This is a genomic window from Aquiflexum gelatinilyticum (assembly GCF_024813435.1).
Taxonomy (GTDB): domain Bacteria; phylum Bacteroidota; class Bacteroidia; order Cytophagales; family Cyclobacteriaceae; genus Cognataquiflexum; species Cognataquiflexum gelatinilyticum.
Genome location: NZ_JANAEZ010000003.1, coordinates 379,699 through 391,532, shown reverse-complemented (window position 1 = coordinate 391,532; position 11,834 = coordinate 379,699). Strand labels below are relative to the sequence as shown.

Annotated in this window: 8 protein-coding genes and 3 tRNA genes; 4 read left to right on the top strand and 7 right to left on the bottom strand. The window is 38.7% G+C overall.

Annotation, left to right across the window (positions count from 1 at the left end; translation table 11 throughout):
- Positions 1–12: 12 nt before the first annotated feature.
- A complete protein-coding gene (locus NK987_RS09655; protein ID WP_258425326.1) occupies positions 13–432 on the bottom strand; it encodes a LytR/AlgR family response regulator transcription factor in 420 nt (139 codons plus the stop codon).
- Between the two features lie 70 nt (positions 433–502).
- Entirely contained in the window at positions 503–1,807 is a 1,305-nt protein-coding gene (locus NK987_RS09650) for a hypothetical protein (protein ID WP_259263673.1), read from the bottom strand.
- A gap of 663 nt (positions 1,808–2,470) precedes the next feature.
- Between NK987_RS09650 and NK987_RS09645 the strand changes: the two genes are divergently transcribed.
- The 3 genes from NK987_RS09645 to NK987_RS09635 all read left to right on the top strand — a co-directional run bounded on the left by NK987_RS09645 (position 2,471) and on the right by NK987_RS09635 (position 2,752).
- Positions 2,471–2,559, top strand: a tRNA-Ser gene (locus NK987_RS09645).
- 25 nt (positions 2,560–2,584) lie between these two features.
- Positions 2,585–2,658 (top strand) — tRNA-Pro (locus NK987_RS09640).
- A 12-nt stretch (positions 2,659–2,670) separates the two neighbouring features.
- Positions 2,671–2,752 (top strand) — tRNA-Leu (locus tag NK987_RS09635).
- A 20-nt stretch (positions 2,753–2,772) separates the two neighbouring features.
- Here the strand turns inward: NK987_RS09635 and NK987_RS09630 are convergent.
- Together NK987_RS09630 and NK987_RS09625 are read right to left on the bottom strand one after the other, a co-directional pair.
- Positions 2,773–3,864 (bottom strand): AI-2E family transporter, encoded by a 1,092-nt coding sequence (locus tag NK987_RS09630; RefSeq protein ID WP_258425328.1) that lies wholly within the window; start codon positions 3,862–3,864, stop codon positions 2,773–2,775.
- 55 nt (positions 3,865–3,919) lie between these two features.
- Positions 3,920–4,675, bottom strand: coding sequence for an NUDIX hydrolase (locus tag NK987_RS09625; RefSeq protein ID WP_259263672.1), 756 nt, complete (start codon positions 4,673–4,675; stop codon positions 3,920–3,922).
- 370 nt (positions 4,676–5,045) lie between these two features.
- On the opposite strand from NK987_RS09625, the gene NK987_RS09620 reads away from it, so the two are divergent.
- A complete protein-coding gene (locus NK987_RS09620; protein ID WP_259263671.1) occupies positions 5,046–7,148 on the top strand; it encodes a M28 family peptidase in 2,103 nt (700 codons plus the stop codon).
- Positions 7,149–7,285: 137 nt separating this feature from the next.
- On the opposite strand, the gene NK987_RS09615 is transcribed toward NK987_RS09620, so the two are convergent.
- The 3 genes from NK987_RS09615 to NK987_RS09605 are packed head-to-tail and all read right to left on the bottom strand — an operon-like array spanning position 7,286 to position 11,727.
- Entirely contained in the window at positions 7,286–8,455 is a 1,170-nt protein-coding gene (locus tag NK987_RS09615) for a THUMP domain-containing class I SAM-dependent RNA methyltransferase (protein ID WP_259263670.1), read from the bottom strand.
- A 48-nt stretch (positions 8,456–8,503) separates the two neighbouring features.
- On the bottom strand, positions 8,504–9,337 hold the full coding sequence (locus tag NK987_RS09610; protein ID WP_259263669.1) for a DUF4249 domain-containing protein: 834 nt from the start codon (positions 9,335–9,337) through the stop codon (positions 8,504–8,506).
- A complete protein-coding gene (locus tag NK987_RS09605) occupies positions 9,337–11,727 on the bottom strand; it encodes a TonB-dependent receptor (RefSeq protein ID WP_259263668.1) in 2,391 nt (796 codons plus the stop codon). Before NK987_RS09605 ends, NK987_RS09610 begins: the two co-directional genes overlap by 1 nt.
- Between the last annotated feature and the right edge of the window lie 107 nt (positions 11,728–11,834).

Here is an 11,834-nt window from a genome sequence, read left to right as displayed (position 1 = left end):
GGAGATACGGGATCAATCTCCTCCAGCAGAGCCCAATTTTTTGATTCCATTGATCAGGTCCTGGAAGTATGTCCTACCGACAGGGACAGAGTCATTGCCTATCATCACCTCCCGGGGATTGATGCTTTTGATTTCATCTAATCGGACGATGTAGCTTTTATGGATTCGGAAAAACTCTTGGATCGGAAGTACTGATTCAAATTCCTTAAGGATATTTCTTAGAGAAAAAACTTGCGTTCTCGTAACTAAAGTAGTGTAATTACCATCTCCTTTTAGCCACAGAATATCGGTCCATTTAACCTTTACTAAATTTCCCTTATTTCTAATGAAGATGCCGTCTTTTATTAAGAAGCCATCAACTTTTTCATTGGAATTGACATCTTCCACATTCCAATCCTTTTCAATTTTGATTTCTTTGAGTACTTCCTTCATTACCTAAGTCATTTGATCACCTTAGTCAAATAACATCTTGTTTATGGAATTGTTTTGAAGGAAAGCCAAATCAAAATGGATCGGATTCGTTGATCGTTTTCGTGTTTTTTCGGATAATCTGATCGAGCTCTTCTGCCAAAACTTTGAGATAGGAAAGGTATTTTTGATTTTCCTTGTCAAGTTGCTTTTTATCCAATAATTCCAGCAATCCCAAAATGGAGGATAAAGGAGACCTCAAAACCGTCGATTGGGTGAATAAAATTTCCTTAAGGACATTATTCTGATCAAGAAGTTTGGCAAAAACAGCTTCGTCATCATGGATATCCTTATTGCAATAAACAAAACCAATCACTTTTTTATGCATGTTTGTGACCGGAAAAAACTCATGCTGAAACAATCTTTCTTCATTATTGGCAATGCTGAACAAGGATTGTTTAAAGCTCAGATGGTTCCCTCCTATGATTGCTTCAAGATTTGTCAAAACTTTTTCTTCCATACCGGGAAGTAAAAAATGCAAGAATTTCTGTCCAATATCAAGGCTTTTACCTAAATAAGCGTTCACTTGATTTGAAGCCTTTACATTAAATTTTAAAATCCTTAAATCTTGGCTCATCAAAATATAAGCCTGCTCAGAATTATTGAGAATTGCTTCTAAAGTTGAGTCAAGCCGACCCACCTCATTGCCCAATAACTGCACATCAGAAACATCTTTGAAATAAATGTCCATCCAAGCCATTCTGGGATGGATTACTATTTGATACCACCTGCCATTTTCAGAAATAAAATTGTCAATAACAGTGATTGAATCTGATTCTTTTGCTTTTTTGAACTTCAATGCGTATTCATAAATCTTTGGATCTGGAAAAACCTGCCAAATTTTCCTTCCAATCAGCCGGTTGCTTGGGCTTCCAAAAAAGACATCCGCAAGAGAATTTGAAAACTGAATTTCCCAATCTGAGTTCAATTGAATATAAATGTCAGACTCTACATTGACATTAAAACCGATTTGCTTGGATAAATACTCAGATTCATTTTTGACTGTACCTACTCCAAGAATTCCCAAAAAATCCCCTTCAATATTTTTTAAAAAAGAAAACTCCCACGAAACCAAGCTGTTGAAACAAACTTGGGAGTAATGGATAATATTGTTGGGCCTACCAATCAGTTCAGAAATGAGTGGCTCAATCTCTACTTTTTGATTATCATTGAAAAATTCAAAAAAACAGGTTTTTTCGTCTGATGACAACTTGAAAAACGTATTAAAGGTGGAATTGGATTGGGCTACTTCCCCTTCAAGGTCCAAAACACAAACCAAGAGTTTGCTCTCCCGAAGGGAAAAAGGCAACAAATCTTTGATTTCTTTAGAATGTATCATCTTGATAATTAACCGGGGGGTGAGACCGTTTTCACTTGCGAGTGACTATTTTGCGAATTGGAGGCTGCAATATAATAAATTGTCCAAAGACAATTTCATGGAGATCTATAAAATTGAATACCAATACGTTAGCAAAGAATATTAAAAAGTGATAAAATCTCAATAAACACCGTTTTAATATATTGAAACCACAAAAATGCTGTGAGAAATTTTTTGAAAAAAATTCAAATTAAAATTTAAACCTAATAACACTTAAGTTTTTTAAACCTATAATTTTATATTTTTCTATGGGGTCTTCTCCACCAGAGATTTAAAATTTACCTCGTAAATCCCTTGCTTCCATAGTTCATTTCTTATTCTTTTTGAATTAACCTCCTATTCTTAAAAAATTTTGAAGTGAAAAGCACATCACAACTATTTTTTTTCTGATTGAATGTCAGAGTCTTATTTCTTCAGTCCCTGATTGAGGAAGGCTGTCGGATATATAATGACAATCCAGTTTTGTATATCTGATGAATATTCATTTATATTTGCATCTCTTAAATCAAAAAATAAAGCCTAGGTTTAAGAATAAGCAAATATAAAGTTTGGTAGGTAGTTTTTCCTGATATCCAAATGGTAATTGGGAAGTTAGCAGTTTACCGAAATTATACTGTAACAAACAGAGAGTTGGGTGAGTGGCTTAAACCAGCAGTTTGCTAAACTGTCGTACGGGTAATTCCGTACCGGGGGTTCGAATCCCCCACTCTCTGCAAGGAATCGAAGGATTCTTTAATTCGGGGTGTAGCGTAGCCCGGTATCGCGCCACATTTGGGATGTGGAGGTCGTAGGTTCGAATCCTGCCACCCCGACTTATTATTGATGCGCACGTGGCGAAATTGGTAGACGCACTGTCTTCAGGTGGCAGCGCCATTAGGTGTGGAAGTTCGAGTCTTCTCGTGCGCACAAAAACAAAAAAGAGGCTCTTAAGCCTCTTTTTTGTTTTTAACTTTTTTCAAAAACAGCTTCCAAAAATTTTCATTTTTTTCATTTATCGGAAATTTATCCCCAAGTAAGTAGCCATATGGCTCCAATGAAGGAATCCTATCAAAAGTTATTTTCAGAACACCCATCAATGGAATAAACAAAATCATTCCTGAAACGCCCCACAAACTCCCCCCGATAAGGATAGCCAATATCACCACCATCGTGTTGACCTTGACCTTGGAACCCACAATAACCGGAGTGATTAAATTGTTTTCAGTGAGTTGAATAATCCAAAGCATAAATAAGGTAATAAATGGGTAAAACAGGTTATCTGTAGTCAACAAAACATAAAAAACAACCAAGAAAGAACTGAGTATCACCCCAACATAAGGGATTAGATTCATGACTGCGATGAAAACTGCAAATAGCAGGTAGTATTTGATCCCAAGGAAATAAAAAACCACGCCTGACATTACCGATACAATTCCCGTCACGATGACCATGCCCACAAGATATGATTGAATGACCTTTCCTGAATCCTCTATCCAATTCAAAATCGAATTATTATCATTTCCTGAGACTTTCTTTAAAAACTCCATAAAGAAATCAGTATAATAAAGCATCAAAAAAATAAATAATGGTATGATGCCCGCCAATGTCAGAGATTTAACTGTTTCCCTCAAAGTTGTATTTAGGCTTTCCGGGGTAAAAATGTCGCTTATCTCAGGCATGGACATCCCTTCAAAACCGATCTTTCCGCCAAGGTCTGCGAAATACAATGAAATTTTTTTGTTGAACGAGTCACTTATCTCAGGAATGTCCAAAATCAAATTTACAACTTGGTTGATCAAAGTATAAAAAACTAATAAGGCAACAGCGGAAATCAAAACAATTGTCAAGGTGATGGCTAATCCCCGTGGAATCCTTTTTTCCTCAAACCAATTAGAAATAGGAAACAGAGAAAATGCGAAAAAAACTCCCCATACTAAAGGTATGATGATGAAAGAACCAACTTTTAAAATCCAAAAAACGACAACGATAATAAACAGCAAATATGCTGTTTTTTGGATCTGATGTGTTGAAGATGCCATTTGAGGTGATTTTTAATCAATTTAAAGATTTTATTATCCAATTCCATACATACCATTAGATAATAAACAAACCCCCACCTTCCAATATTTGCTGGTACTTCACCTTGTCAAACATGTACAAATTGGGGGATTTGTGGGCCAATCCTTTCTTTACTTCATTAAGCTTGATCACAATTCCTGAATTAAGAATTTTCTTTTGAAAATTACGGGGATCAATTTTACTTCCCAAAATGGCCTCATACATCCTCATCATTTCCGGCATAGTAAATTTTTCGGAAAGTAGGTTGTACCCTACGGGCTGGTAATTTAATTCCAACCTTAAAGAATGCAAGGCTTTTTTTAAAATCTCATTGTGGTCAAACAACAATTCCGGAACTTCCTCCAAAATCCACCATTGGCACTCGTCTGTAAACTGATCGGGATTGGGAAAAACCTCAGCGTAATCTACCAAAGCATAATAGCCTATAGAAATAGCTCTGTCATACCATGATTCAGGATCGATAACATGGGAAAGTTTAGAGATAATCTTTTGATTATCATACCTTTCAATTTTTCCAAAAGTATGAAATTGCCTCAAAAATATTTGGCCTAAACCAGTCCTTTCCTGCAAAATCCGGATTGCTGCATTGTCAATATCTTCACTTTGCCTGATTAATCCACCCGGCAAACTCCAATATTCAGTCCCTTTCCATTTTAACAAAAGCACTTTTAATGTTCCGTCATTGAATCCGAAAATGACGCAATCCAATGAAAGTTGCGGAAATACCTCCTCATTGTCAAAGTCTTTATTGCTTGGTCTCTTTTTTGGCATATCGTTAATTTAAAGTCATCATGTACAATTTACACAATGATTTCAATTAATTTTTTATATTTGGAACTCAATTTATTACATGTCATCTGATTGAATCATACGGAACAATCCTTTGATTCAAATTCAAATAAATAACCCAATTGCTACAGATACAAGGTTGCTTAAAAAATCAATCAGTTCTATGAATTTTAAATTTATTAAGCCAAATTGAACTTAAACTATGCAAAAACCCCCTGATGTTTCGTTAGGGGGTTTTTTATTTATATCCAAAATCAATAAAAGCAAATATCAACCTTTCAACATTTATAAGCCTTTTCATTTTAAGGTTTGGATATATTTGTAAACAGGTGAATTCCAAAAAACATATTCTATGAAGAAACATTACTTACTGACATTTATTTTGGTCGGTTTGTTAGCCATTCAGCTACATTCCCAAACATTAGATGGTTATTCCAAAAATTCCGTAACAAAACAATTGGATTTTGAAAAGCAGTTCAAACAAACTGTTGACTTTAGCAGGTTCAGGATCCACTTGGAAGCCATCACTTCCGAACCTCATGTCGCAGGCACAGCCGCCAATGAAAAAGTGAAAGACTATATGGTCGAATCAATGAAAAAATCAGGATGGGATGTCAATGTTTACCCATATGACTTGTATTTGTCCAAAGGACCGGGAGAATCACTCGTGGAACTTGTAACACCCTTCAGACAGCCCTTAAATCAACAGGAAAATATCCTTTCGGAGGATCCCTATTCTTCCAATCCAAATCTCTGGAAAGGATGGAATGCATTTTCTGGAAGCGGAGATGTGACTGCTGAGGTCGTATATGCAAACTATGGCACCAAAGCTGACTTTGAAAAATTAAAGGATTTGGGCATTGATATCACAGGCAAAATTGTCCTTGCCAGATATGGTGGAAACTTCAGAGGGTACAAGGCCAAATTCGCAGAGCAATATGGAGCGGCAGGATTGATCATCTTTACTGATCCCGCGGATGCAGGATACATGAGAGGCCCGGTATATCCTGAGGGTACTTTTTATGACGAAAGCTCCATCCAAAGAGGCTCTTTATTGACAGTAGATTGGACAGGAGATGCGCTGACACCATTTGAACCTGCACTTCCCCTCGATGGAAAAACCAAAATCAAAAGGTTGGATCCTTCCGAAGTTAAAGGATTACATACCATTCCTGTCACTCCCATTTCTTATGGCTCAGCCAAAGAAATCATAGGTAAAATGAAAGGAAAAGCTGTTCCTGCCGGTTGGCAAGGAGGCTTACCTTTTACATACAGATTAGAGGGCGGCAAAGAGCTTACAGTAAGATTGAAAGTCCAGCAGGAAAAAGGCATGACAAGGACCAACAATGTTGTCGGAACTTTGAAAGGCGAATTATATCCTGACGAATGGATTATCCTAGGCTGCCATTATGATGCTTGGGGTTTTGGTTCAACTGATCCCAACTCTGGAACGGCTATGCTTTTGAGTATGGCCGAAACCTTAGGGAAAATGGCCAAAGAGGGCAAAAGACCGGCTAGATCTATACTGATCGCTCATTGGGATGCCGAAGAACATGGCGTAATCGGCTCTACAGAATGGGTGGAGCAATTCCGTGATGAATTGGGAGCAAAAGCTGTCGCCTACATCAATCTGGATGCAGCTGTTTCTGGTAAGTATTTTGGAACTGCTGCTTCCCCTACTTTGAAAAAAGTAATCATGGAATCAGCAAAACAGGTTGCCTATCCTGATTCAGCCAAGACAGTTTATGAAGTTTGGGCAGCAGGCAAGCCAGAACCGAGTATAGGAAATTTAGGCGGGGGCTCTGACCATATCGCATTTTATATGCATGTCGGAGTTCCTTCGATCAGCGGGGGTTCAAGTGGACCCTCTTTATACCACACCAATTATGATGACCTTCATTTCTACAAAAAATTTGCTGATCCAACCTTCAAAATGGGAGGCACGGTGGAGCAAGTGATCGGAATCATGGCCCTCAGATTGGCCAATGCGGAGATCATTCCTTATGAGGCATCGAGGTATTCCAAAGACTTGGCTACCCATTTTGAGAATGCAGAGAAAAACGTGAAAGCCTACAATAAAGATTTCAAAGGTTTTGAAAAATCAAAAGCAGCTGTTGAAGCTTTAAAAACAAGTGCGGAAGCTTTGGACAGCAAAATCGCCTCCGTTTTGGCAGGCAGTCAATTGGATTCAAAAAAGACCAAAGCCATCAACAAAGATTTGATTGCTTTGGAAAAAAGCTTCATAGATCCAAAAGGAATGTATTATGGAAACTGGTACAGGTCATTATATGCATCCACAGATCCATTTAGCGGGTATGCATCATGGATGCTTCCGGGTATACAATATGAAACTGAAATGAAATCTTCAGAAAGGCTGTCGGAATGGGATGACCGCTACAGCAAAGCCATCCTCGACCTCAAGTCCAAAATGGATACGCTTCTTAAAAATCTTTAATTCCAAAAAACAAAAAAACCGGCATTGGCCGGTTTTTTTGTTTTTATACATTTTTGCTCCTCACCTAACATATCTATTTAAAATATTGCTTGATGCCGGGAATCACCCATTGTGGACCTTGGTCTGTGGACAAAAAACTAATCAACTTTCTCCCTCGTCCCTCTATACAATTCAAATTTTAATAGTCTGCAATCTATCGTCCCATTATAGAATTCAATTCTTCTGGCAGCCCGAAGGCCAACTTTTTTGCCAAGTGCCACATTACCTGTAAAAATAAATCCTGTATAGCCCGGGCATCTTTGCTTCATAAAATCCCCCATTCTTTTATAAGTTAATCCAAGGTCTTCTTCCTCTCCCAGTCTTTCGCCATATTCAGGGTTAAAAAACACAACTCCGGAATCAGACTCAGGAACTGTCGTTTCCTCAAAATCTCCTACCTCAAATTCAATCAAATCCTCCACTCCTGCCGTACTTGCATTTTCCCTGCTGAAAAGGATCGCTTGCTCGCTGATATCACTTGCAATGATCTTCAGACCGGGAACTTCAATGATTTCTGCCTTGAGTTTTTCTTTTTCTGACTGATAAAAATCCTCATCATAACCTTTGATATGCATAAAAGCATAATGGTCTCTCAACAAACCAGGAAACCTATTTGTAGCCATCATCGCTGCTTCTATTGCCAAAGTTCCCGATCCACACATCGGGTTGACAAAGGGACTATTTTTGTCCCAATCCGTAGCAAGGATAGTAGCTGAAGCCAAAGCTTCCAACATGGGTGCTTTTCCGGGAATTTTCCTGTATCCATGTTTTGCCAAAGTTTCCCCTGAGGTATTGATATAAAGATTGGCTTGGGTTTCTTTCCAAAAAAGCTGAAAAACAGCACCTTCCAATGCCGAACCAGAATCGGGTCTGATTCCTGTTTTTTCTCTGAAGCGGTCTACTATGGCATCTTTGATCCTTACATTGACAAAAAGCGGATTATCCACACTACCGTTATCTACATGCGAAATGACAGAAAAATAAGAGGATTCGGATATATAATCTTCCCAAGGCAAAGCCTTGATCCTTCTGTAAATATCGTCTGCATCATGAAGGTAAAAGGACCTGATTTCATACAAAACATGACTTGCAGTCCGCAAATGGAGGTTCAAAAAAATACAGTCCGACAGAGAGGCCTCCAATTCAATAGCTGTTCTTTCGGTTTTTATCGGCTTAAAGCCCAAATCCATCAATTCTTTTTCAAGATAAGATGAAAACCTATCCTTACAGGTGACTACCACTTTTCCTTTCAATCCAAAATCTATCATAGCCACAAAGGTAAAAATATTCTCCTAACTGAATCTAAAAGCTAAAAATCAAGGCTGATCATCAGGAATCAATACAGTTTCAATAAGTACAGGACTTGTCATAAAATAGCCCAGCACTGGTCCATCCCCATTTTCCTGTCTGATGTTGGATTGGGGATTTTGTGGAGGAGGAGAAAAAAGTCCGCCATCATTAAATAAAAGGCTCACAAATTGGTTTAGATAATCAAAAGCACTTTGGTTTAGACGGAAAAGCTCAAGACGTATCTTATCATTTGCCTTGAATGGAAATCCTGAAAGTTCAAAACCATCATCCAATATGGCCGTTCCAAAAGAATCATCAAACAATAAATAGTCAAACCTGCTGTTTTTCAAAGTGTCATTTTCTACAATCCTGATTCTGTAATTATTGTTTTCGGTAAATGGAATTTTACCATAGACTGTCAGGTAGTATCCCTCGTCCCTAAAAAGTCTTTCATCTTTGAATTCAACCACGACACTGTCCAAAACAGGAGGAGGAAGAATAGTCCCATTGGAAAGATATACTTTGTCATCAATCCTTACACTCAATTCATACCGCTGTCCAACTATTCCCCTCAAACCATTCTGTGCGAGGTATTTTTTATTTGCCGGAGAATAAAAGAAAATCACTACCCCACCGGAATCTATGTTGCGGATACTCACATCTGCATTTTCGACGACCTCATTATCCCCTTCCTGATAGTAATCCTTAGAAAGGGTGATCTTCACTTGGTTGATAGCACTGTTGTCTGTCCAGATTGCCTCTATGACCGGGATCGGCTCAAGGGTATCCAAATCCAAAACGACTTCCTCCTGACAGGAAGAAAACAGAATCAAGGCAAAAATTACGATTAGGTATTTCATCAGAATTTGAAATTATAAGTCAATGCAGGCAAAAACGTAAAAAGATAAGTCATCACCACACCCGGTCTTTGGGAAACAATCTCCCCTCCATCCTCCGGATCGAAATTGATATCATCATTATAAATATCCGTAAACTGGAATGTAAATGGGTTTTTTCTTCCGTATAGATTGTATACACTGAAATTCCAACTTCCTCTCCATTTTCTGCCCTTATCCTGATTTCTCCAAGTGATGGATGCATCTACTCGATGATAATCCGGAAACCTGTCCGCATTTCTTTGATCTCCATATACAGGAACCCTTTGCGCATCTACCACATAGGTGCCAACAGGGAAAGTAACAGCCTGACCCGAGGTATAAACAAAAGTCAACCCGGCACTCCATCTATCCGAAAACTCGTGGTTCAAAACCAAATTTACATCATGCGGTCTGTCAAACCGGGGATTGTACCAATTGTCACTGCTGATGCCCTCGATTTTTCTCCAGGTCCTAGAGTAAGTGTAGCCAAGCCAACCGGTTGTCTTACCCACATTTTTTCGGATCAAAAACTCCGCACCATAGGCATATCCCACTCCAGAAAGCAATTCGGTTTCGACATTATCGGTAAACAACACACTCGCTCCTTGCCTCAAGTCGATGACATTTCTAAAGTCCTTGTAATAGGTTTCTACCGATACTTCCCAAGTTCCATTAGCTAGGTTTTTAAACAATCCCACCGAAACCTGATCTCCTCTCAAGGGTTCAATATAGGTTCCAGAAGGAACCCATCGGTCTATTGGCAAACCAGCAGAACTGTTTGAGGCTACTTGGACATACTGATGGCTTCTGTTAAATGCTCCTTTCAAAGAAAGATCTTCTGCAAGGAGGTACCTGAAAGAAATCCTTGGTTCCAGTCTTTGAAAAACCTTCATCCTTTCCAACCTTCCAAAAGTCAAGGTATCTGTCACCTCTGCTTCGGGGCTGGGGATTCCATCCGCATATTGATATAGCACTCCCTTGCCAACTTCCTGATAATGGCTTAACCGGATTCCTGCCTCCACGAGTAACTTATTTCCAAATTCGGTGGTACCCGAAACATAAAGATTGTTAAGTAAACCGTTTTTTTGGTTGGTATTGATATCGGTCAGGTTAGATTCAGGGGCGAGTTCCAAATTGATAGGTGAAAAATGATAAAATTGCCCATGGTACCCGGCTTTAATCACTGAGTTATCCCCCAACAACCATGTCCAACCTAGATTTACCCCGCTTTCAGAAAGTGAATTGGTCCAGTTAAATCCATCCTGTGGATCGTCAAAAAGCACCTGATATTGGTACCTGCTGTGGTAGGCGCTTAAGTCAAAGAATTTGGTAGCACTGATATTTCTATTCCAATTGAAAGAAGAAATAAAATTATTCCATCCCAGCCCAAATTGCCCCGAAAGGCCCAAAAAGTCCGAACCATAGTAAGTGGAAAATGAGATTTTATCTTTTTCACCAAGTTTGAAAGTAAACTTTCCGCTGAGGTCATAAAAATACAGCTGGTTATTTCGGATATTTTCATTGTTGGAAAGCCTCAAAAACAAGTCCGCATAAGTTCTCCTTCCAGAAACAATAAAGGAAGATTGATCAGAAAAAAGCGGTCCGTCCATGGTCAGTCTCGAACTGATGGTTCCTATACCACCCTCACCCCGGATTTTTTGAAAATTCCCTTCCCGCATCGAAACATCAATCACTGAAGATACACGTCCTCCCAATTCTGCAGGAATATTTCCTTTGTAAAATTCAATATCCGACAAAGCGTCGGGATTGAATACAGAGAAAAAACCAAAAAAGTGAGACGGATTATAAACAGGGGCCCCATCCAGATTGATAAGGTTTTGATCAGCAGACCCTCCACGCACAAAGAGCCCTGTCGTCCCTTCTCCCGCAGTCTGCACCCCTGGCAGAAGTTGTAAACTTCTCAATATATCCACTTCACCAAATAAGGCCGGAATGTTTTTGATCGTCTCAATTGGTACTACCGATTTCCCCATTTCTATTCCTTTGACGTTTTGCTCAGGATTGACGTCTCGGATAATGATCTCTTCAAGAGATAGCTCCTCAGGTTTGAGGTAAAACTTTACGGGTTTTTCCAAATCTTTGGCAGTCAGTATCCTGACAGATTGAGAATATCCGATAAAAGAAATGACAATTTTTGCAGGTAGAGCGATGATTGGCAAGGTAAAATTGCCATTGATATCAGAAACGACACCTTTCTGCGGTTCGGATTCCCAATAAATATTTGCACCCGGCAAGGGTGCATTTTCCTCAACTTCATAAACAGTACCTGAGATAAACGACTGTTCTTGGGAATAAAGTAACGGGTTACCCAAAAATAAAAAAACAATAAAGGTAAGTGTCAAAAACTTCATGCAGAAAATTTGGTTTTCAAGGATAACGGATTTTGGCCTTTAGGTGTTGAAATTTATGTCATTAATTTCTTTTCCTTTTCTTTTCATCAATATTTTATAATTTCAGG

Bases quoted from the DNA above. Each gene is read 5' to 3' on its own strand.
- NK987_RS09615 (WP_259263670.1), bottom strand. From the start codon at position 8,455: ATGATAGATTTTGGATTGAAAGGAAAAGTGGTAGTCACCTGTAAGGAT.
- NK987_RS09625 (WP_259263672.1), bottom strand. From the start codon at position 4,675: ATGCCAAAAAAGAGACCAAGCAATAAAGACTTTGACAATGAGGAGGTA.
- NK987_RS09620 (WP_259263671.1), top strand. From the start codon at position 5,046: ATGAAGAAACATTACTTACTGACATTTATTTTGGTCGGTTTGTTAGCC.
- NK987_RS09630 (WP_258425328.1), bottom strand. From the start codon at position 3,864: ATGGCATCTTCAACACATCAGATCCAAAAAACAGCATATTTGCTGTTT.
- NK987_RS09605 (WP_259263668.1), bottom strand. From the start codon at position 11,727: ATGAAGTTTTTGACACTTACCTTTATTGTTTTTTTATTTTTGGGTAAC.
- NK987_RS09650 (WP_259263673.1), bottom strand. From the start codon at position 1,807: ATGATACATTCTAAAGAAATCAAAGATTTGTTGCCTTTTTCCCTTCGG.
- NK987_RS09610 (WP_259263669.1), bottom strand. From the start codon at position 9,337: ATGAAATACCTAATCGTAATTTTTGCCTTGATTCTGTTTTCTTCCTGT.
- NK987_RS09655 (WP_258425326.1), bottom strand. From the start codon at position 432: ATGAAGGAAGTACTCAAAGAAATCAAAATTGAAAAGGATTGGAATGTG.